At 46.0% G+C, this 22283-nt stretch carries 24 protein-coding genes; 23 read left to right on the forward strand and 1 reads right to left on the reverse strand.

Annotated features, from left to right (window positions below):
• Positions 1 to 30: 30 nt before the first annotated feature.
• From GT575_RS04295 to GT575_RS04350, 12 genes are all read left to right on the forward strand, one after another.
• Positions 31 to 306, forward strand: a complete 276-nt coding sequence (locus tag GT575_RS04295) for a DUF2442 domain-containing protein (protein ID WP_022059619.1) — start codon at positions 31 to 33, stop codon at positions 304 to 306.
• A gap of 202 nt (positions 307 to 508) precedes the next feature.
• A complete protein-coding gene (locus GT575_RS04300; protein WP_161171556.1) occupies positions 509 to 784 on the forward strand; it encodes a YhdT family protein in 276 nt (91 codons plus the stop codon).
• Positions 774 to 2261, forward strand: coding sequence for a sodium/pantothenate symporter (gene panF, locus GT575_RS04305; RefSeq protein ID WP_118649308.1), 1488 nt, complete (start codon positions 774 to 776; stop codon positions 2259 to 2261). Before GT575_RS04300 ends, panF begins: the two co-directional genes overlap by 11 nt.
• Positions 2262 to 2314: 53 nt before the next feature.
• Entirely contained in the window at positions 2315 to 2761 is a 447-nt protein-coding gene (locus GT575_RS04310) for a PaaI family thioesterase (protein WP_161171557.1), read from the forward strand.
• Between the two features lie 19 nt (positions 2762 to 2780).
• Entirely contained in the window at positions 2781 to 3461 is a 681-nt protein-coding gene (sfsA, locus tag GT575_RS04315; protein WP_161171558.1) for a DNA/RNA nuclease SfsA, read from the forward strand.
• A 205-nt stretch (positions 3462 to 3666) separates the two neighbouring features.
• Positions 3667 to 3804: a helix-turn-helix domain-containing protein gene (locus tag GT575_RS04320; protein ID WP_015533259.1), complete on the forward strand. Its 138-nt coding sequence runs from the start codon at positions 3667 to 3669 to the stop codon at positions 3802 to 3804.
• 211 nt (positions 3805 to 4015) lie between these two features.
• Positions 4016 to 4708: a response regulator transcription factor gene (locus GT575_RS04325; protein ID WP_035394423.1), complete on the forward strand. Its 693-nt coding sequence runs from the start codon at positions 4016 to 4018 to the stop codon at positions 4706 to 4708.
• On the forward strand, positions 4705 to 5736 hold the full coding sequence (locus tag GT575_RS04330; protein ID WP_129976260.1) for a sensor histidine kinase: 1032 nt from the start codon (positions 4705 to 4707) through the stop codon (positions 5734 to 5736). The genes GT575_RS04325 and GT575_RS04330 overlap by 4 nt, the downstream gene beginning before the upstream one ends.
• A gap of 165 nt (positions 5737 to 5901) precedes the next feature.
• Positions 5902 to 8289 carry an ABC transporter permease gene (locus GT575_RS04335; RefSeq protein WP_035300449.1) on the forward strand — a complete coding sequence of 796 codons (2388 nt, stop codon included), beginning with the start codon at positions 5902 to 5904 and terminating at the stop codon, positions 8287 to 8289.
• A 126-nt stretch (positions 8290 to 8415) separates the two neighbouring features.
• Positions 8416 to 8676 (forward strand): hypothetical protein, encoded by a 261-nt coding sequence (locus tag GT575_RS04340; protein ID WP_129900489.1) that lies wholly within the window; start codon positions 8416 to 8418, stop codon positions 8674 to 8676.
• A gap of 5 nt (positions 8677 to 8681) precedes the next feature.
• Positions 8682 to 9347, forward strand: a complete 666-nt coding sequence (locus GT575_RS04345; RefSeq protein ID WP_071422048.1) for an ABC transporter ATP-binding protein — start codon at positions 8682 to 8684, stop codon at positions 9345 to 9347.
• Between the two features lie 14 nt (positions 9348 to 9361).
• Positions 9362 to 11740 carry an ABC transporter permease gene (locus GT575_RS04350; RefSeq protein WP_154265035.1) on the forward strand — a complete coding sequence of 793 codons (2379 nt, stop codon included), beginning with the start codon at positions 9362 to 9364 and terminating at the stop codon, positions 11738 to 11740.
• 224 nt (positions 11741 to 11964) lie between these two features.
• Here the strand turns inward: GT575_RS04350 and GT575_RS04355 are convergent, their stop codons facing one another.
• Positions 11965 to 13005 (reverse strand): DUF6076 domain-containing protein, encoded by a 1041-nt coding sequence (locus tag GT575_RS04355; protein WP_008816376.1) that lies wholly within the window; start codon positions 13003 to 13005, stop codon positions 11965 to 11967.
• A 302-nt stretch (positions 13006 to 13307) separates the two neighbouring features.
• Here GT575_RS04355 and GT575_RS04360 point away from each other — a divergent pair, with 302 nt between their 5' ends.
• The 11 genes from GT575_RS04360 (at position 13308) to GT575_RS04410 (ending at position 21997) form a co-directional block, all read left to right on the forward strand.
• Positions 13308 to 13532: a helix-turn-helix domain-containing protein gene (locus tag GT575_RS04360; protein WP_005362423.1), complete on the forward strand. Its 225-nt coding sequence runs from the start codon at positions 13308 to 13310 to the stop codon at positions 13530 to 13532.
• Between the two features lie 147 nt (positions 13533 to 13679).
• Positions 13680 to 13883, forward strand: coding sequence for a hypothetical protein (locus GT575_RS04365; RefSeq protein ID WP_004614949.1), 204 nt, complete (start codon positions 13680 to 13682; stop codon positions 13881 to 13883).
• Positions 13884 to 14169: 286 nt separating this feature from the next.
• Entirely contained in the window at positions 14170 to 14487 is a 318-nt protein-coding gene (locus GT575_RS04370; protein WP_008816380.1) for a DUF3847 domain-containing protein, read from the forward strand.
• A 2-nt stretch (positions 14488 to 14489) separates the two neighbouring features.
• Positions 14490 to 15962, forward strand: a complete 1473-nt coding sequence (gene mobQ / locus GT575_RS04375; RefSeq protein WP_173016068.1) for a MobQ family relaxase — start codon at positions 14490 to 14492, stop codon at positions 15960 to 15962.
• Positions 15963 to 16009: 47 nt separating this feature from the next.
• Positions 16010 to 16750, forward strand: a complete 741-nt coding sequence (locus GT575_RS04380; RefSeq protein WP_118344066.1) for a CHC2 zinc finger domain-containing protein — start codon at positions 16010 to 16012, stop codon at positions 16748 to 16750.
• Positions 16635 to 17975 carry a virulence-associated E family protein gene (locus GT575_RS04385; RefSeq protein ID WP_009321442.1) on the forward strand — a complete coding sequence of 447 codons (1341 nt, stop codon included), beginning with the start codon at positions 16635 to 16637 and terminating at the stop codon, positions 17973 to 17975. Before GT575_RS04380 ends, GT575_RS04385 begins: the two co-directional genes overlap by 116 nt.
• 270 nt (positions 17976 to 18245) lie before the next feature.
• Positions 18246 to 18431, forward strand: a complete 186-nt coding sequence (locus tag GT575_RS04390; protein ID WP_004849804.1) for a hypothetical protein — start codon at positions 18246 to 18248, stop codon at positions 18429 to 18431.
• A gap of 107 nt (positions 18432 to 18538) precedes the next feature.
• Positions 18539 to 20161, forward strand: a complete 1623-nt coding sequence (locus tag GT575_RS04395) for a recombinase family protein (protein ID WP_008791695.1) — start codon at positions 18539 to 18541, stop codon at positions 20159 to 20161.
• A gap of 102 nt (positions 20162 to 20263) precedes the next feature.
• Positions 20264 to 20689 carry a transcriptional regulator gene (locus GT575_RS04400; protein ID WP_243147836.1) on the forward strand — a complete coding sequence of 142 codons (426 nt, stop codon included), beginning with the start codon at positions 20264 to 20266 and terminating at the stop codon, positions 20687 to 20689.
• A 15-nt stretch (positions 20690 to 20704) separates the two neighbouring features.
• Complete coding sequence (locus GT575_RS04405) at positions 20705 to 21073, forward strand: ACT domain-containing protein (protein WP_055143867.1); 369 nt, start codon at positions 20705 to 20707, stop codon at positions 21071 to 21073.
• Between the two features lie 186 nt (positions 21074 to 21259).
• Positions 21260 to 21997 carry a hypothetical protein gene (locus tag GT575_RS04410; protein WP_147341862.1) on the forward strand — a complete coding sequence of 246 codons (738 nt, stop codon included), beginning with the start codon at positions 21260 to 21262 and terminating at the stop codon, positions 21995 to 21997.
• The last annotated feature ends 286 nt before the right edge of the window (positions 21998 to 22283 follow it).

Below are 22283 nucleotides of genomic sequence, written 5' to 3' on the forward strand. Positions count from 1 at the left end.
TTATATACTATACAGAGAGGGGGAATTGGCATGATATATGATATAGTACAGGTAGTTCCATTTGAAGATTATACAGTATATGTGTATTTTGAGGATGGCAAAATTGTATGTTATGATGCAAAACCACTACTGGATAAGAAAGTGTTTGAACCGCTTAGAGACAAAGATTTCTTTTTGAATTCATGTACAATTTTGAATGGAACTTTGGCATGGGATGTGACAGGAACGAGGGATACATCAAAATGTCTGGATATTGATCCGGATACGTTATATGAATTGGAAAATGTTAAAGAGAAAATAGCGTAACATAAATCGGTATACAGTAAACTATAAATAGCTGGTGTATGGACGAAACGTCTGTGCGCCAGTTTTTTTGTGCAGACAACAATACAGAGTTTGTATATGCACAGGATTTTGGTGGCTGGCGGGGTAACTATGAAAAAAATGATCAGCGTGATATAATGAGCATTGTTCGTTGTATTTATGAAATATAAGGGGATATATTATTATGATGAAACTGACAAAGGAAGAACAGCACAGGCAGTGCATAAAAGAGATCAAAGCGACGCTGCTTGTGGTATTTGTATGTTTTTTATGGCATGTGCTAACCGCGTTTCTGCTAAATGGCACCGGGTGGACGGTGTTCCATATGCCGGCGTGGTTTGTGGTCTCGGTGCTTGGAACAGTGGTGCTTGCGGTAATCGGTGTATTCTGGCTGCTTAAGTTTGTGTTTGTAGATTTCCAATATGAAGAGGATGAGAGTGAGGGTGAAAATGAACAGTAATCAGATATTGATCTTATCGGTTTTTCTCGGATATCTGTTATTCAATGTTGTGGTGAGCTTTGTCTACAGCAGAAGGGCGGAGAAAAGTCTGCACACAACGTCCGAGAAGAAGTATTTCATAGGCGGAAGAAATATGAACGGAATCGTCCTAGCCATGACGATCATGGCAACATATACCTCCGCTAGTTCATTTATATCAGGGCCGGGTGCAGCGGGGCTTACATATGGATATGCACAGGCGTGGATAGCTGCTATCCAGGTCCCGGTCACATTTTTGGTGCTCGGTGTGCTTGGAAATAAGCTGGCGATAGTGTCCAGACGAACGGGCGCTGTGACAGTGGTGGGCTACTTCAAGGCGAGATACAAGAGCGATGCGCTGGTGGTTATAACGAGCCTTGGACTTATAGTTTTCTTCATAGCACAGATGATAAGCCAGTTTACGGGAGGAGCCACACTTATAGCATCCATAACGGGAATGGATCATGTGAGTTCACTTTTGATATTTGGCACAGTCGTGATATTGTACACAGCTATTGGCGGATTCAGTGCGGTTGTCATAACTGACACGATTCAGGGAATAGTAATGTGTATCGGAACATTCCTGTTTATATTCTTTGTCTTAAGGAGCGGGGGCGGTCTTGCCGCGATAGATGCCGGTCTTCAGACAAATCTGCCGGAGGTGTACGATGACATTTTCTCGAAATACACGCCAGGAGGGCTGCTCAGCTATTGGGTGCTTGTGGGATTTGGAACGCTGGGACTTCCCCAAACTGCTGTGCGCGCCATGGGATTTAAGGATACGAAGAGCATGCACAGAGCGATGTGGATCGGAGTTCTCACATGCAGCTTTGTGATCGTGGGAATGCATCTTGCAGGAACATGGGCTGGCGCACTTGTCGATACGGACAATCTTCCGACTTCGGATTATTTTATACCATATATAGTACAGAAGATCATGCCGCCTGGAATAGCAGCGATATTCCTCGCAGCGCCGATGGCAGCAGTCATGTCGACAGCGGATTCGCTCCTCATACTTGCCACAGCAGCTATAGTGAAGGATCTGTGGAAGAATTACGTGGTGGGTGATGATCCAGTGAAAAATGAGAAATACGACAAGAATGTCAAGCTGGTGAGCACGATACTTACGATGTTGCTCGGCGTGGTGGTGATGGTTCTCACGATCAATCCGCCGGATATAATTTTCATGCTCAACATGTTTGCATTTGGCGGACTTGAATGCACATTCTTCTGGCCCCTTGTGGGAGGCCTGTTCTGGAAGAAGGGAACTAAGCAGGCGGCGGTGTGCAGCAGCGTAGGCGCGATCGCAACATATATATTTGCAACGTATTTTATCAAGATCGCTGGGATAAATGCGGTCGTGTGGGGACTGATGGTAGGTGCGGTGCTGTACTTTGGAATTGGATTTGTAACGGGAAGAAAAGGACTTGATCCGGATATTCTGGACAAGTGCTTTTGATATGTGCGCAGGATGTATGAACATGAAAATAGAGTTGAAAGGTAAAACTAAGCATGAATGAGATAAACGACAACAAAAAAGCTATGTCCGAGGATGTGAAACAGGCGCTGATAAGGTTTAACAAGGACAACATCTATGTCCAGAACCTGAAAATAGATTTGGTCGATATGAGCCTTGGATATGTGAAGGGCAAGATGATGGTCACAGAGGATGTCCTGAATCCATATGGTTCTGTGCATGGTGGATGCCTGTACTCACTTGCGGATATAGTGAGCGGGATCGCAGCATGTACCTACGGAAAGTTTTCTTCAACTATAGATGGAACCATGACATATATAGCTCCGGCTATGAACACGGAGTATCTCATTTGTGAGGGGATCGAGATCCGCCAGGGCAAGAAGGTGTCACTGTACGAGGCAAATATTTACGATGACAAGGGACAGCTTGTGGACAAGGCAAGGTTCTCATTCTACATGATGAACCGCTCTGTTGTGGAATAGATGGGAGATGTAAGGCAAGGTGAAATATACAAATGTTATCTCAGGCAAGTTCGTAGAAAGGCCAAACAGGTTCACAGCCCATGTGGAGATAGACGGAGTTACAGAGACCGTGCACGTAAAGAACACAGGGAGGCTTAGCAGTTTGCTGATACCGGGGAACACGGTCAGCCTTGAGAAGTCTGCAAATCCAAACCGCAAGACGAAATACGATCTCATAGCGGTGGAGGATCCAAAGCTTGGCTGGGTGAACGTGGATAGTCAGGTGCCGAATAAGGTGGTTTTGGAATGGCTTAAAACTAAGGATTATGACTTTATAAAGCCAGAGTATGTATACGGGGATTCAAGGATTGATTTCTATATGGAAAAGGATGGCACAAAGTATCTCATGGAGGTCAAGGGCTGTACGCAGGAGATCGATGGGATAGGATATTTTCCGGATGCACCCACCGACAGGGGAGTCAGGCATTTGCGGGAGTTGATGAAGGCGGTCTCCGAGGGATATAAATGCTATGTGGCATTTGTCATTCCGATGACAGGGATAACTGATGTCAGGCCAAATGCGGAAATACACAGGGAGTTCGCGGAGACTTTCTATGAGGCGAAGGCTGCCGGTGTGGAGGTGTTAAATCTCATATGCCGGGTTACACGGGATGAGCTGGAGATAGTGGAGCGTTGGATTCCAGATCGTGGACGAGAATGATGAGGAATATATAATGATTTGCAGGCTGTCGTAGATGGTAAGTGATTTAGAAGATATAAGTAGCTTTGGTAAGAAATAGGTGATAACAGATAAATAGATTAGTCTACGAAGCGTAGAACCCGCATAGATTCACCATATTCTACGCCTCGTGGGTGTGATTGGCAATAAAATGGGGAGATAATTGAGCCAGAAAGGAGGAAAACATATGGACCAGATTAAAATTGGACGATTCATCGCTGATGAGAGAAAGAGAAAGGGATATACTCAAAAACAGCTTTCTGAAAAACTTGGAATCAGCGATAAAACAATTTCAAAATGGGAACGAGGAGTTTCCCATAGTTAAAGATACCACACCAAATATGATGAACCCACGCTTATACACTACCAGCTATAATAAACCGCAAGGACAGCAATTTGATGATACTGCTGTCCTTTCTTTTATAAAATTGCAGTACACATAAAAAAGCTGTAAAATGATAAATATATTTGTCCTTGTAACAATTCTCGGACATTTGCCTGTTATACTATCTGCAAAAAGCAAAGGAAGTGAGAATATGGAGCAGATTTTAATTGTCGAGGACGACAGTTTTTTGAATAAGATGTTAGACTATAACCTGACCGCAGACGGCTACGGCGTGACTTCTGCCCTAAATGCCAGAACCGCAGCCGAAGCCATCCGCCAGCGGGAATTTGATTTAGTGCTGCTGGACATCAACCTGCCGGACGGGAACGGTTTTGAACTGTGCAAGCTGATAAAGCCCCAGCACCCGGACACCATCGTAATATTCCTGACCGCCAACGATCAGGAGAGCGACCAGATACGGGGCTATGAGGTGGGCGCGGTGGACTACATCACAAAGCCCTTTGTAATCGGGGCCTTGCAGCGGAAGATCAAAGCCATGTTCGCCATGCTGGAACACCACAAACCGGCTAAGGACATTTACGATGACGGACGGCTGTTTCTGGACTTCTCGGAGCAGACGGCTTCCCTAAACGGCAAGCCCCTGACCCTATCCCCGATGGAGTACAAAATGCTGAACCTGTTTCGTAAAAATCCCCGGCAAGTGCTGACCCGTGGGCAGCTTTTGGAAAAGCTGTGGGATATAGACGAGAGGTTTGTAGACGAACACACCCTGACAACCTCCATCAGCCGGATTCGCAGCAAGATCGAATCCGACGGCGGCGCACCCTACATCAAGACTGTTTACGGCATGGGCTATCAATGGACGGGAGGCGAGGCAAAATGAAGGTTCAAAACCTCTCGGTAAAGCGGCTGTTTGGCCGGGTGGCAATAGGGCTTGTCCTCTCCATGTCCGGGATCACCATAGTCCTGTTTTTTGTGACAAAACAGACGGCGGTGCTGCTGACAGGCGGGGCGCTGCTGCTGTGTGCCCTTGTGGGGATTTTCGTACTGACGCAGGCGTTTGGAAAGCGGCTGTCGCAGTTTACCGCTGACCTGTGCCAGACCTTAGACCACATGATCGCCGGGAATGAAGCGCCCCAGCGCCCAGAGGACAGCGAAACCCAGCTTGCCAGAATTGGGCACCGTCTGGCAAGGCTCTACCAGATCATGCAGGAGAACCGCCGCCGGGTGGACGAGGAACGGCAGGAGTTACAGACCCTTGTATCGGATATTTCCCATCAGGTGAAAACGCCGGTAAGCAATCTGAAAATGGCGACGGACACCCTGCTGGAAAAGCCTATGGCCGAGGCAGAGCGCACCGACTTTATCCGGGGAATCCGCAGCCAGACGGATAAGCTGGACTTTCTCTTTCAGGCCCTTGTGAAAACCTCCCGTCTGGAAACAGGCGTGATCCAGTTGGATAAGAAACCGGGCCGCCTCTTTGATACTGTGGCGCAGGCCATGAGTGGGATCGTGTATGCAGCGGAGAAAAAGGAAATCGCTGTGTCCGTGGACTGCCCGGAGGATTTGACCGTTTCCCATGACAGCAAGTGGACATCCGAAGCCCTCTTTAACCTGCTGGACAATGCGGTGAAATACACCCCGGCGGGCGGAAAAATCGCTGTGTCGGTGGTGCTATGGGAAATGTATGTGGAGATTAAAGTAACCGACACCGGCAAGGGCATTTCCGAAAGCAATCAGGCCGCTATCTTCCGGCGCTTTTATCGTGAGGAAGAAGTACACGAACAGCAGGGCGTTGGCATTGGCCTGTATCTGGCCCGCGAGATCGTAACGCGGCAGGGCGGCTATATCAAAGTGGTTTCGGAGCCGGGCAAGGGTTCGGAATTTTCCATTATGCTGCCTACAAAATAGAACGCGGCGGACGGCCATTTCCGGCTGCCCGCCGTAAATTTTTTTGAAATGTCCGAGCGTTGTAACATTTCACCCCGATTTTCAATGAAATTTTTTGGCCGCTGTAACATTTCGCGGACATTTGGGGTTTACAATACCCTTATCAAATATGGAGGTGATACAACTATGACATGGCCTTTTGAGAACGATACCAGCGCCATTGTAAAGAAATTAGCAAAACGCAATGTATCTTCAAATCGTATTTTTTGCTTTTTTAATGTTTTGACCATTGCGCTGGCAATTAGTTTGATTGTGGGAATCTCCTTATTCCAACAAGGCAGCAAAATTAGTGAACAAAAGATTTTGAATCAAATGCAGCAAGCTACCATCGGGGGGCTTACAGCAGAACAGATAGAAGTTCTGAAAAAAGAACCTGATCTTGAAGATATTGTACCCTATAAGCATAGTGATAGTTTTCTGATGGATGGGATCAAATTTGAAGCGGTTTATATGCCGACTGGTTTTGGAATTATAAAATCCTATGAATTAGTCAGTGGAACCTGTCCAGAACAGTACAATGAAATTGTAATTGATAAAAATGTGCAATTAGAACTGGGGTATCAGCTAAATATAGGAGATACCATCACTTTACCAACGGCAGGGAGTAAAACAGAGGATTTCATCATTACTGGTTTTACTGATAATGTGGAAACAGGAACATTTTACTTTTATGTCTCCCCAGCGTATGCAGAACAGGGTGTGTTATTATCTGATATTCCATATAGTGCCTTGATTCGTGTAAATGGTGCCACGGAAATGGGACTTATTGATTTTGAGAATACAGTATATCGTCTGGCTTTATCCCAAGACATAAGCAGGAACCAGCTTTATTTTAATAGCAAATTCTGTTCCTCACTTATCAGTGGATCAGGAATGGGAGGTGTTCTTTTAGCTACTCTTTTTATTGCATTTTCAAGCGGAATTGTCATATACAGTGTGTTCTACCTTTCGGTATCAAATCAAGTGTCGCAGATTGGACAGCTCAAAACTATTGGCATGACAGAAAAACAAATTAAGCGGATGATTCGTAAAGAGGGGTATCGTTTCTGCCTGTTCGGAATACCTGCCGGTATTACAGTAGGTATCATATTTGCATATTTGTTAGAGCCGAATGGAATAACGATTATCAATGCCATAGCCACAAGTATTTTCGCAATAATATTAGGCATTATCATCGTACAAATTTCCGTATACAAGCCCGCACAAATAGCTTCAAATATTTCCCCTATTGAAGCAACAAAATATGTTGGAAACAATCCAGAACTAAAAGAAAGTAGAGTGCGGAACAGGAAAAATCATATTCGTCTCTCACCGTATTCTTTAGCCGTATTGAGCGAAAAGCAGAATCGAAAAAAACACAATCTGACGATTGCCTCGCTTGCAATCGGCGGGATTTTATTTATGGTTGGAGCCACTTTTATATCATCATGGAATCCAGATTCCTTTGCAAGAATGGGGAATTTGGAAGATGGAGAATATTATATTACGATTAACCACAATACATTAGTCAATCCGAAACCGTATGGTATTTCGGAGTATCAAGTTGATACGCCTTTTTCACAGGAACTCATGGAAGAATTGCAACAAATCCCGGAAGTTAAAGAGATTTATGCTACGGAGAGAACCGCAGCCATTATTGAGTATCACAATGAACAATTAGAAATTCCCATTATTCCGATTACGCCTGATAATCAGGAAGAAATTTTGAAAACGCTTCCTGTTGATTGGACATACGAAACATTGGTGAAACAAGACGCTATGGTTATATTAGGAACAAGTGTACAGAAAGAAGTCTATCATGCTTGCCCGTCAATAGGAGAAAAAGTGACATTACGATGGTTTGATGGGGCTGAACACAGCATAGATATTTTGATTGCCGGTACTTCCGAAAAAAGTATGAATGAGGGCTTTTATCTCCCCAAAGAAACCATAGAAAAGTTGTGGGGCGATATGGATTTAACAGCTTCCTTAACTTTGTCCGTACCTGAATATGAAAAAGTGGGTAAATCAGTAGAAAGCAAATTAAATAATATACTGTCCCGACACCCTGATTTGGTAATGGAAACCTTACAAGAGGTAAAAGCATCTTCGGCAAATACGATTCATAATACCAGCGTACAAGTTTATGGAGTATCTGCCTTTGTCATTATGTTTAGCATTTTTAATCTGACAAACACCTTGATTAGTCGTATCAGTACAAGGAGAAAAGAATTTGGAATATTGGAATCTATCGGTATGACAAAAAAGCAGCTAAAGAAAATGCTGCTGCATGAAAGTGTCTTACTGATTATTCCATGCTTGATTATTACGGTTGTGGTAGGAACCTTGATAGGGTATTTGTTAGTACGGATATTGTCTGCGAATGGATTAACTTATTTTCAATATGCTTTTCCTTTTATTCCATTACTGATTTACGGTGTCTGCTTAATAATAACACCTATTATAATTTCTGCTATCTGTCTAAAAATTCAATGCAGAAATTCGTTGGTGGAACGGATCAAAATGGCAGACTGATTTTGAAATGTCCGAGTGTTGTAACATTTCACCCCGATTTTCAATGAAATTTTTTGGCCGCTGTAACATTTCGCGGACATTTGGGTTTTACAATGACCTTATCAACAAAAGTGAGGAGGCGACGCAATGGAACTGACCCCGACCTTGATTTTGAATCTGGCGCTGCTGATCGTCCAGCCCGTTGCCCTTGTGCTGGTATTCCGGCAATGGCTGGCCCGGCACATCCGCTGGACGGTTGCCTTGACTGCTCTCTGTGATGTTCTCCTGTTTTGGGATGAACTGTTCTACTATGAGAGCTTCGGCCTGTTTGCTGTGCTGATTCTGGTACAGTTGGCGGCCACCGGCGCAGCAGCGTTCCGCATTTACAACAAACAAAGAAAGGATTGAATTTTATGAGCATTTTACAGACTATCGACCTGAAAAAGTATTACGGCACAGAGCCGAATATCACCCGCGCCCTTGACGGCGTGAACTTCTCCGTAAATGACGGCGAGTTTGTGGCCGTTGTGGGAACCTCCGGCAGCGGCAAGTCTACCCTGCTTCACATGATGGGCGGACTGGACACCCCTACTTCCGGCAATGTGATTGTCCGGGACAAAGAGCTGTCGAAAATGAATGACGAACAGCTCACCATCTTCCGCCGCCGCAACATCGGCTTTATCTTCCAGAACTATAACCTTGTTCCCATCCTGAATGTGTATGAGAACATTGTCCTGCCGGTGGAGCTGGACGGGGACACGGTGGATCAGAAGTTTTTGGACGAGATCGTTCACCTGCTGGGGCTGGAAGATAAACTGAAAAATATGCCGAACAATCTTTCCGGCGGACAGCAACAGCGTGTGGCGATTGCCCGCGCCCTGATTACCAAACCGGCTATTGTGCTGGCCGACGAGCCGACCGGCAACCTTGACAGTAAGACCAGTGCCGAGGTGCTGGGGCTTATCAAGCGCACCAGTGCGGAGTTCCGGCAAACTGTCGTGATGATTACCCACAACAACGACATTGCCCGTCTTGCAGATCGGATTGTCCGCATTGAGGATGGCAAGATTGTGGAATAAGGAGGTGGCAGGCTATGACATGGCCTTTTGAAAATGATACCAGCGCCATTACAAAGAAGCTGGCAAAGAAAAGTTTGCAAAGCGAGAAGCGCCGGAATCTGATGGTAGTGATCGCTGTTGCGCTGGCGGCGTTTCTGATCTGCTTTACGGGAATTGTATCTACTTCCCTGACACAAATGCAGCGCAATCAGGTTGTTGATACTTATGAGGCGGTCTGGATGGGCGTAGAGGAAAACGACATTGAAACCCTGAAAGGACTGCCGGAGTTTGAGCGCGTAGGCGGCTACTATATGCTGGGTGAGGAACTTTCAGAACAAGGCTATCATGCGTCCTATGTGTATTGCGACGCGCAAATGATGGAGATTACCAAGGCGCAGATGGAGTTGTTAGAGGGCCGGGTTCCTGAAAAAGCAAATGAAGTTGTCGTAAGCGAATACTTTCTTTCCACCTATGGAAACAATGCCAAAATTGGGGACACTGTGACCTTAGACACCGAGAGCTTTCATGGTAATTATGTTGTTACCGGCATTATGGACAGCGTAAACGAAAAAGAAGCGAATACCTGCGCTATCATTCTTTCCAAAGCTGCCTTGAAAGAATGGGATGGGTTTAACCCCGCTGGGTATCGTGCCTATGCCCATTTCAAAAACAGCGACCAGTTGGACGAAGAACTGATGACCTCTTATTGTAGGGAGATTGCGGAGGAATATCAGCTTCCTATACCCAAAATGAACAACAAGTATTTTGCTTATGCCTCTAAATCCTTTGATTTTGCACCACTGATGGCTAGCGTGATTGCCATTGTTCTGATCGGCGGCTATATTGTGATCCAGAGTATCTTCCGTATTTCCATCAATGACAAAATCAAGAGCTACGGGCAGCTTCGGACGATTGGTGCGACACCAAAGCAAATCAAGCGGATTGTAAAGAACGAGGGACGCAAACTCGGCAGTATCGGGATTCTGATTGGCACAGTGCTGGGCGTATGCGGCGGTTTCCTCCTGTTTTCCAAGGGTTTTAACGCTGTTTCCTATGTGGCAACGGTTATTTTAACGCTTATAAGCAGTTGGATCATGGTATCTGTTTCCATCCGTAAGCCGGTGAAAATTGCGGCAGGGATTTCCCCCATTGAAGCCGTCCGTTTTACCCCGGCGCAAAAGGACATCCGCAGCCGGAAAAAGACTATCAAGCTCAATCCTGTTTCAATGGGAATTGCGAATTTTAAGCGTGACGGAAAAAAGACCGTTGCTATTGTAGCCTCATTGAGTTTGGGCGGAATTATCCTACTTGTGGTATCTTCCATTGTATTAACGCGCTCCCCGGAAGCACGGGCAAGACTTTATTTTCCAGATGGCGATTATAAAATTTATCTACAATCAGAAGTGCCAGAAGAAGAACTTATGGCAGCAGGAAATCCACTGAACGAGGAATTAAAGCAGGAAATTTTATCTATTGATGGTGTCACAGATGTAATTGCAAACAGACAAACGCTTCATACAACTTTTAAGGGGGACATCAATCAGAACACTGGAAACTGTGATATGCTGACCGATCAGAATTATGCTAAGGTTGAGGCTGCATTGACGGAGGGAACGATGCCAACAGATTCTCATAGTATCGTAATTTCACGCTCGATTGTAGATTCTTATGAAGATATGGGAGTTGGTTCAACGGTCGAAATATCTTTCGGAGAGGGGCAGTCATCCGTTCCTGTTACTATATCAGGGCTATTTGGCCCAGGCACATATACCGGGCATGGTAAATTACTTATTGATGGGGCTGTTGCATTTGCACCACAGGATTTGTTCTGTGAACTACACCCGGAAATTACTTCATTTGACTATTCGTGGAGTATTGCAAGCGATCCGAAAAAAGCGGAAATCGTAAAAGCTGGCTTAAAAAATATTGTTGCCAGCCATAGTAACCTTGCTTTAGATGAAATAAATATACGGATTGAATATATGAAGTCGAAAGATCAGGTGGCATTCGGGAGTATGGAGGTGCTTTCATGGCTGGTATTCCTTTTTGGTGTTATCAATCTTATCAATACGACACTCTCTAACCAGATGTCCAGAAAGCAGGAAAACAGTGTTTTGCGTTCCATCGGTCTAACACAAAAACAGCTATGTAAAATGAACATCTGCGAGGGCCTGTGCTATGCGCTCTTTGCAACATTGGCGACGCTGATCGTTGGGCTTCCGGCTTCCATCTTTGCTTGCAGAAAAATGAGCATTGCCATTTTTGCCGGAAAGGTAGTGCCTTACAAATTCCCGGTTTTGGAAATGGGCCTGTTCATTCTGGTATTATTCGGAATGGAGCTGATTTTGTCTGTATGGACAGTCCGCAGACAGAAAAAACAATCCCTGATTGAACAAATGCGGACGATGGAATAACCGTATGGGATCGGCGGGGCGGCGTGTGCTGCCCCGCTTTTTTCGCCATTTCTCAAAAAATTTTTGAAATGTCCGAGCTTTGTAACAATTCGGCCTGTTTTTTTGTCGAAATCAAAGGCACCTCGGACATTTATAGTTCTTCCAAAAGTTTGATGATAATATTACCATTCATGGAAGAAGCAATCTGTTATTGCAATAATGCGAAATTGACGATAGAAAGTTTTTCATATCTCGGTCAGCTCAACAATTACATTACTCTGCTGATACAGCCAGTCCGTAAATTCTTTCGGGCTGGCCGTTCCTGTTTTTACAGCCTTTTTTCTCTGTAAGGCTTCTTTCTTAAAGTCGGAAAAGGAAGCCTGTATTTTTTCCAGACGGTCAGCCGGAAAGCCTGCGGTATTTTTTACCCGGTTTATTTTGTTGCGCCAGTTCTGGCATTCATTTTTATAAAGCAGGTCATAGTTATTTTCTCTTGACCTCTCGTCAAATTCCCGCTTGTTTTGAAGCGCCTGTGCTTTTCGGCACTTGTCGCTGCACAGCTCATACCGCTGGCTCTTTGCCAGAAAATATTTTCCACAGACCTTGCACCGCCGGAAGCAAAGCCCCCAGTCATTCAGCCTGTTCAGATAATAGGTAATCAACGGGTAGAGGGACGCATAGGCAGACACACATTCTTCTGTGCGCCGGTTGTCCGGGAACCAGAGGTCAAGCCGGGTATCTTCTGACGGTGCGCCTTTGAAATAAAGGCTGCCAGCTTGAAATTGTTTCGGTTTTCCTGTCTCCCTGTCAAAGCTCATGGTTTCGTTTTGGAATACCCCGGTCAGTCTGCTCATTTTATCCATGAAGCGGTCACAGGCAGCGTTACGGTCACGGGGTTCTCTGGCAAGCAGATAGCTGTTCCAGATACGGAACGCCACATACATTTTCAGAGGGTCGTTGCTAAGATATTTCTCCCAAAGAAATTCGCTTGCCGCCTGCTCCAGCTCCGGCTGTTTCCATCGGTTGGAGTGGAGAGCTTGCCGCAGCGGAGAAAGCCCGTATAAGTTCCAGTCTCTGTCCGTGTCACGCTCAAAGTTTATCAAAAAAGTTCCCAGTGGGCGTGTCATATCACAAAGCACCTCTGCGTTTTGGCTCCCGTTCAGACGGAAGCGGATCTGCTGTTCTTCCCCAATCAAAATCCGCTCTTTCATTTTCTTCCTGTCCAGCGTCAGGACAAACAAAATCCTCTCAAAACATGGCTCATGCCGTATAAACTGATTCTCCATCCCTATCCCCTGCCTTTGTTTATGGTAATTATATAATTCAGTTATATCCGTTACACTCATGGTATCGCAGAATCATTGTTTTGTCAAGGATAGTACGCTATGATGATTGCGGTTGGTAATTTCGTACCGCACAGTACCTTGACAAGTGAATGACCGTCCAAAAGGGATATGACCGGCAGGAGAAGTGACGCATTCGGCGCACCAATGCAGGGAAACACCGCAGGAATGGGGCAGGAAAACGGCTTTTGGGGAGAACGGCAACAGGAAGCATTTTAACCTATTTGATTTATGGGAGGAACAGAATGAACGATAAAAAGAGATTGAACAGCTACGAGGATTTACCGCTGGTTCTGGATGTGGCGGACATTCAGCGGATTATGGGAATTTCAAGAGCGAGCGCCTATGAGCTGGTACACACACCCGGCTTTCCAGCGTTCCGCAGGGGCAGACTTATCAAGGTCAGCAAAATTGCTTTCTTTGAATGGATGGCAAAAGGCTCCGAAACCGTACCGGGAAGCGACAAATAAGCGTGAGGTATCATTCCCTGACTTGCAATACTGCCGCACTTTCCAAAGGGGCATACAGAGGGAAAAAAACTTAAAAATGATACCGAGACGCTACATCAAAACAGCCTATCTGCGTACATCAGATAGAAACGGAGAAAGGAGCCGGTTATGGCAAGAATGAGTAACAAGCGGCGGTTGGAATGGTCTTTCTTCTTAAATGACCGCAGCCGTATCACTTACAACGAACTGTGCCGGAAATGCCAGCACGAATGTAAACAGAGCTTCCGGGCGGTTGTGGTTGACTGCCCGAAGTATCTTTCCAAGCGTTCCAAGAAAAAGGACAAGACTGCCGGAAACGGCAAAATCCCTTAGGAACTAAGGGCGCACTTCTATACATAGTCTAAAGACCATGTATCGTGCGTCCTGCGGAGCTTACCTCTGCCGCTGATAAAATCAGCAATCCGAGGTCTGCGTTCGCTTCGCTCCGACAAGGTGGCTACACCCCCTTGCGCCGCTAAAGCGGCTATCCCCTGTGTACCCGCCGCAAAGAGAAATCCGCTCTGCGGTTTTCCCTTTTCATCGGGTTTTATAGAAGCACTGACACACGGACTGTCTGCGGATGGTCTTTCTTTATCTTATCAGCAAAGGATGTGAGAACATGGAAAAATCTTTGGAACAGTTGAAGCAGGAATATGAAAAAACCACTGTCCTGCTGGAACAGGAAAAACGGAAAATGCAGCGTTTGAAAAACCGGCAGGCGTATCTGGAAAGCGGTTCCCGGAAACAGAGGACGCACCGGCTGATTACCCGTGGGGCAGCTATTGAGAGCATTGCACCACAGACAAAGGAGCTATCCGAAGCGGAATTTTATTCCCTCATGGAAAGCATTTTGAATCTGCCGCAGGCGGAGCATTTCATCCGGTCTGCCACAGAGAACCACGCCCGTATTTCCGGGCAGGAGAAAGGCGGTGACTAAGGATAGCACTTTATCATTTTTCAATCGCACAGATCAAGCGCAGCGCCGGTCAGAGCGCCATTGCCAGCGCAGCCTATCGAGCCGGGGAGCGTCTTTACAGCAGCTACTATGGAGAAGTCAGCGACTACACCAAAAAGGGCGGCGTGATCGCTTCGGAAATCATGCTGCCGCCCCATGCGCCGGAAATATATCTTGACCGGGCGACCCTCTGGAATGCTGTGGAGAACTGCGAGAAACATCCAAAAGCACAGCTTGCCTATTCCTTTGATATTGCCATGCAGAATGAATTGACGCTGGAAGAAAACATGGAGCTGGCGAGGAAGTTCGTACAGGAGCAGTTTGTGACAAAAGGCATGATTGCCGACCTTGCTTTTCACAGCCCGGAGAAAGAGGACGGCGGCATCCCTAACCCGCATTTTCATGTGATGACAACCATGCGCCCTTTGAACCCGGATGGCACATGGGGACAAAAACAGCGTCGGGAATATCTTCTTGATGAAGATGGAAACCGAATCCGGGATAAAAACGGCGATTATATGTTTAACGCTGTCCATACAACAGACTGGCATGAGCCGGAAACGCTGGAACACTGGCGGGAGCAGTGGGCGGCTGCCGTTAATACAAAATTTGAGGAAAAAGGGCTGGATGTGCGTATCGACCACCGTTCCTATGTGCGGCAGGGGCTTGACCTGATACCTACTGTCCACGAGGGAGCTAATGTCCGGCAGATGGAAGCAAAGGGCATCCGCACCGAGAAAGGGGAACTGAACCGCTGGATTAAAGCCACCAACCGGCTCATGCAGGATGTGAGGAAGAAGATCAAAGCCCTGTTTGTCTGGATGGCAGAGGTAAAAGAAGAACTTTCCAAACCGCAGACACCGAGCCTTGCCGACCTGTTGATCGCTTATTACAACCAGCGCAACGCAGGGGCATGGAGCAATAAAGCCAGAACCGGAAACTTAAAGCAGTTTGCCGAAGCCGTCAATTATCTGACGGAAAACAAGCTGCTCACATTAGAGGATTTGCAGGAGCGTCTTTCCTCTGTCAACGATGAATTTGAAGCGTTAAGCGACTCCATGAAAAAGAAATCTGCCCGGATAAAGGAATTGCAGGAATTGATACGGGAGGGCGAGAATTACCAGCGGCTAAAACCTGTTCATACGGAATTGAACAATATCAAGTTTAAGAAACAGAGGGAGAAATTTGAAACATCCCACGATGCGGAGTTACGGCTGTTTTATGCCGCCCGCCGTATTTTGAAAGAAAAACTGGACGGAAAACCCATTGCCCTGAAAGCATGGAAACAGGAATACGCACAGTTAAAAACAGAGTATGCCGAACTGTCTCCGCAGCACAAGCCACTCCGGGAGGAAGTCATACGGCTACGGCAGGTGCAGAACGCCGTAGATACCGCACTGCGCCGGAGGGAGCAGCCACAGGCAGTACAGAGAAAGAAACATGAGATGGAGCTATGATATAACCGGCAGCTTTACCGCTACCAGTATTTTTATGGAGGGAGCATTTGAATGTATTTGAAGCGGTGAAACAGTCTGTTACCACCCGGCAGGCTGCTTCATTCTATGGAATCCGGGTGGGGAGAAACGGCATGGTCTGCTGTCCATTCCACAATGACCGCACGCCCAGCATGAAAGTGGACAGCCGCTTTTACTGCTTCGGCTGCGGGGCTTCCGGGGATGTGATCGACTTTGCCGCTTTGCTGCATGGATTGGGGAAACGGGAAGCTGCGGTCAGGCTTGCGGAGGACTTCGGCGTTTCCTATGAGAAATCCGGCAATGCGCCGCCAGATAGGAAGCGTCACAACAGGTCACAGCCCCGACAAAAATCAGCGGAGCAGAGATTTCAGGAAACGGAACGGTATTGTTTCCGGGTGCTATGCGATTATCTGCGCCTGCTGGAGCATTGGAAAACAGCATACGCCCCACAGCCGCAGGATGCCATCTGGCATCCTCTTTTTGTGGAAGCGTTGCAGAGGATAAGCTACACAGAATACCTTTTAGATATTTTGTTATACGGAGAAATAGAAGAAAAAGCGGCATTGATCGCCGCACAGGGAAAGGAGGTGCTGCGGCTTGAGCAGCGAATTTCAGAGCTTGCCGCCGGAAACGCAGGAAGCGGTCAAAAGGACGATGGACACAATGGAACCGGCGCAGACACCGGCAGAAATCCGGGAAACATTAGAGGGGACGCAGAAAGGCGGCGTGAAGAACAGCATCCGAAACTGCCTGACGGTGTTCCAGCGTGACCCTCTGTTTCGCGGGGCGCTGCGCCTGAACCTTTTGACGGAGCAGATTGACATTGTGAAGCCGCTGGGCTGGGAGCGCACCAGTACCACGCTGACCGACATGGACATGAACTACCTGCTTTTGTATCTGGAAGAAAATTACGGGCTTACCAGCGAGAAAAAGGTGCAGAGCGCTATCAAGATTGTTGCCAATGAAAACCGCTACCATCCAGTCAGGGATTACCTGAACAGCCTGCAATGGGACGGCACAGAGCGCATCCGTTACGCCCTGCATCACTTTCTGGGAGCCGATACGGACGAATACACCTATGAAGCCTTGAAACTGTTCCTGATGGGAGCCATCCGGCGGGTATTCAGACCGGGGAGCAAGTTTGAGGTCATGCTCTGTCTGGTTGGTGGTCAGGGAGCCGGGAAATCTACCTTTTTCCGGCTGCTGGCAGGCAGGGACGAATGGTTTTCAGACGATTTGAAAAAGCTGGACGATGAAAATGTGTACCGCAAGCTGCAAGGGCATTGGATTATCGAGATGTCGGAGATGATTGCCACAGCCAACGCCAAGAGTATTGAGGAAATCAAGTCATTCTTAAGCCGCCAGAAAGAAACCTACAAAGTGCCGTATGAGACACATCCGGCAGACCGGCTGCGGCAATGTGTATTTGGAGGGACGACCAACCGGCAGGACTTTTTGCCCCGTGATCGCACCGGCAACCGGCGCTTTCTCCCCGTGACGGTGTACCCGGAACGGGCGGAGGTTCACATACTGGACGATGAAGCGGCGGCGAGGGCGTATATCGAACAGATGTGGGCGGAAGCCATGACGGTTTATCGCAGTGGGAAGTATAAGCTGTCATTCAGCATGGAAATGAACCGATACCTGAACGCCCACCAGCAGGACTTTATGCAGGAAGACACACAGGCCGGCATGATCTACGCCTATTTGGAGGACTACACCGGCGACAGGGTATGTTCCAAGCAGCTTTATGAGGAAGCGCTGGGGAACTTAAATTCCCCGGCAGACTGGGAGACACGGGCAATCTGCGAGATTATGAATACCGGCATTGCGGGCGGCATCATACAGGGCTGGGTAGCCTACAAAAGCCCGAAGCGGTATAAGAAATACGGTTCTCAAAAAGGCTGGGAGCGTGTCAACCAAGCTCCGCCGGAGGGGGACGGTTTTCAGGAAATCACGGAAGAAGAAGCCCGGCAAATGGAACTTCCATTCTGAAAAGCCACCGGTTGACAGTTTGGTTGACGCTTTGGTTGACAGCCGGTTGACGGGGAAAAGCCTGATATTTGGGGCATTTCTCTCCTTTGTCAACCATGTCAACCAAGAAATCAAAGAAAAAGTAAAAAGTAATAATAGAGCGCCTATGGATTGTTTTCAAAGTCTTTTCTGCCGGTTGACACGGTTTGGTTGACACGGAGACAGTCTGCGGCTGTACACCTGTCTGACATTCCCTTGTCGGGCATATTTCATTTATGGAGGTAACTGCCTATGGCAAAAAGCAAAAACGAGAGCAATAACAAAAACAGCGGCACCCTGCTTACCGAAAAAGACGGCACCCAGTATTTTGTCATGGGGAAAGTCCGTATCAAGGTATCGGAGCATTTCGCACAGGATGGGAAGCCGCTTGACAGCCTGCTGGAAGATGTGATCCAGCACGCTGCCGCCGCTTCCTGAAAAAATACGGAATAACGACTGTCAATCAGCCCACGCTTATGATATACTTGTACCAGCGAGTATTGTATAAGCGTGGGTTGTTTCTTTTAGAAGGAGGATTTTTAACCGTGAAACAACCATACAATACAACGATTTATAACACTGCACTATATTTGAGATTGAGCCGTGACGATGAATTACAGGGGGAAAGCGGCAGTATCCAGACCCAGCGCATGATGCTTAGACAGTATGCCGCAGAGCATGGGCTGACCGTTGTAGACGAGTACATTGACGACGGATGGAGTGGGACAAATTTCGAGCGTCCAAGTTTCCAAAGGATGATTGATGACATCGAAGACGGGAAAATCAACTGCGTTGTCACAAAGGACTTATCCCGTCTGGGAAGAAACTATATCCTGACCGGTCAGTACACGGAAATCTATTTCCCCAGCAAGGGAGTACGCTACATTGCCATCAATGACAATGTGGACACCATCAACGGAGAAAGCGAGCTTGCACCGTTCTTAAACATCCTGAATGAAATGCACGCCCGACAGACCAGCAAAAAGGTCAAGGCTGCCATGCACACAAGATTTGCCAATGGCGCACACTATGGAGCCTATGCACCGCTGGGCTATGTAAAAGACCCGGACAAAAAAGGTCATCTTCTGATCGACCCGGAAACACGCTGGATTGTAGAGAAGATTTTTGACCTTGCTGTACACGGGCGTGGAGCCGCCAGCATTACACGGATTCTGGTGGAGGAAAAAGTACCTACCCCCGGCTGGCTGAACTATGAAAGATACGGGACTTTCGCCAATATCTACGCCGGTGCGCCCGCAGAAAAAGCCTATGCGTGGACGATAGCACAGGTCAAGAGCATTTTGAAAGAGGAAACCTACATCGGTCACAGCATTCACAACAAGCAGAGCAACATTTCATTCAAGAACAAGAAAAAGGTGCGGAAGCCGCAGGAAGAATGGTATCGTGTGGAAAATACCCACGAAGCCATCATTTCTGAAGAAGTGTTCCAAAAAGTTCAGGAGCTGATTGCAAGCAGACGCAGGAAACGCAGAAACGGTACGACACAGATTTTCGCAGGATTGATAAAATGTGCAGACTGCGGATGGTCTTTAGCCTATGGGGAAAACAAGCAGAATAAGAACCCATACGGGTACTACCATTGCAGCAAGAACGGGCAGGGATTACGCCAGTGTTCCATGCACTATATCCGCTATGATGTACTGTATGCCTATGTGCTTGCAAGACTGCAATACTGGTCTATGCTGGCACAGAAAGACGAGGACAAGCTGCTGAAACGCCTGCTCAATGCCAGCGACAGGGAAAGAAACTCTGCGAAGAAAAAGCAGGCTGCGGAGCTGAAAAAGGCAGAGAAGCGTAAAGCCGAGGTTGACGGGCTGTTTGCTAAAATGTATGAGGACTGGTCTGCCGGACGCATAACCGAGTATAACTTCAATATGCTGTCCGAGAAGTACCAGAACGAGCAAAAGGAGCTTGAAACAAAAATAAGACAGCTTCACGAAACGATGGAAGCCGCCGTACAGACCGCAGCGGATGCTGAAAAGTGGATTGCCCTGATGAAACAGTATGTCAACCCCGTGGAGCTGACCGCCGAACTTCTGAACACTCTAATTGAAAAAATAACCGTCCACGAAGCTGTCAAGGGCGAGGACGGAAGCCGTGAGCAGGAAGTAGAAATCTACTACCGCTTCATCGGCAAAATCGACTGACCTTTCTTTTTTACCCAACAATATCTTTAATTAAGGGAGACGGGAAATGGTTTTCCGGAAGTTTCATTACTGTTGCCGTTATGTGATGAATTAGAGATAACAGTGAATGAATTACTATCTGGCGAAAGAGTATCTGAAGAGGATTATCGAAAGAAAGCAGAGGTTAATATGGTGAATTTAGTTAGAGAGGCACAGGAAAGCAAAAAGAAAATTATTTTGTCTGCAATGGTCGCGACACTTACGATAGTTGCGGCATTTCCATTGTTTTTATTGTCAGGAATTCTGGAGATGGAGAATTGGCTGAGGGTTCTGCTTATCGCAATAGGGTTAGTAGTGGTATGTGGCGGAATAGTGATTGCGTGTATTCTTGATAGAGAGGCAGGAGCATTTGAATGCCCTGATTGCAACACAAGGTTTGTTCCGGATATGAAGTCATATGTAATGGGAGCACATACATTAACAAAGCGTAAATTAGTTTGTCCTCATTGTGGTGCACATAGATATTGCAAAAAGGTGCTTACAAAATAGATTTAAGGAGAGGTCATGGAGATAAAAAAGATTGATGAAGAATTTTCAGTGTGTCAGGTGGAAGCTTATACATATGCGAATCTCGATTCTGATTATTGTTTTCTAGGAAAAACTGATGAGGAAAAGTCTCTGGTATGCCCGGTGAGTGAAGTGCCGGCAAATGTTATAAAGCGTGATGACGGCTGGATGGCCTTCCGCATTCAGGGCGTATTGGACTTTTCTTTGATCGGGATTCTGGCAAAAATCGCATCTGTTCTGGCGGATAACGGAATTTCGATATTTGCAGTATCCACATACAATACGGATTATGTTATGGTGAAGAAGGAGAATTTTCAAGATGCACTTGAAGTTCTGGCGGCAGCAGGGTATGAAATTGTGGATTGAGAGTTGATAGATAATTTCAGTGAAAATGAAGATTGAATTAAATAAATTTAGGAAGGAGCTAGATTATATTTGAGGGGCTGGATAAAAAATAATTATAAAATGATCTTAGTAGTATTGGCATTTGTTATTATAGGACCAATAATTATAAATTGCCTTTTTAAATTGCATCCATCAAGAGAATTTTTTGTGGCAGAATGGGACGCTTCAGCAATGCTTTCTTATTATGGAACAATAATTGCAGCTGTAATTGCTATTTATGGTATTTTTATCACAATACGGTATAGTCAAAAGAGCTACAAGGATGATGTTCGAGACAGGACAATGCCATTTATTGTTATAGATATGTTGAAAACAAGATCGAGAACTAATCTGTTTAAATCAAAAGATACAAAAATTTGTGCAAAGCAAGTAGAAGGATATTATGAATATAAGCTTACAGATTATTACTGTATCCTAGAAAATGGTGTAATTAGATACAGCACTGGACTGACAAAAACTCAGCAGGAGTTGCTGGATAACGGGGGAACGAGATGGGTTTATTCTGAAAATGGCGGGAGATTGCAAGTAGTGGACGACATTTGTGTGCCGTTTGAATTTGAAAATGTTGGAAATGGTGCTGCAATACGGATGCGATATGGCTTAAATCGTAAAGAGACTATTGAACATGATAGAAAATATTTACCAGTTTTATCATTAAAACCTAATACGCCGATGATGTTTCATTTGTTTTCAGAGAATTGTTCAGAAAATAGTGAAAACTTGGGGAGGTATGTACTCTCATTTTATTATGATGATATTTATTCAAATAGTTATGAACAATATTTTGAAATAAGTATTGAATATGATAATGAGAAAAAACGCCCTGTATGTTCGATAGATATGAGCCACGTTCAAAAATTTTTAGAAAGAAAAAATAATGGATAACTATTGAAGAGGTATCTGATTATTTTATGCAGAATTTTAGGAAAGGATTTTCTGTTGGAAATCTAAAAAACTCGACAATCTTATAAGGTTTATTTTTTAGTCCAAATTGGCGAAACAGTGTTTAGCAAATTCAAGAATTCGCTATCGGTTAGCATAGAACTTAGGGCAGATGCGGATGAGAGCTGGGTAGCAGAATCGATGAAGAGGTTATCAATGTAGCTAAAATAGAATTTCATGCAGATAAGCTTACTATTGAAGCATAGGTATCTGCCCGGTCTTTATATGA

Origin of the sequence: Coprococcus sp. BIOML-A2 (assembly GCF_009875795.1) — a bacterium.
Taxonomy (GTDB): domain Bacteria; phylum Bacillota; class Clostridia; order Lachnospirales; family Lachnospiraceae; genus Coprococcus; species Coprococcus aceti.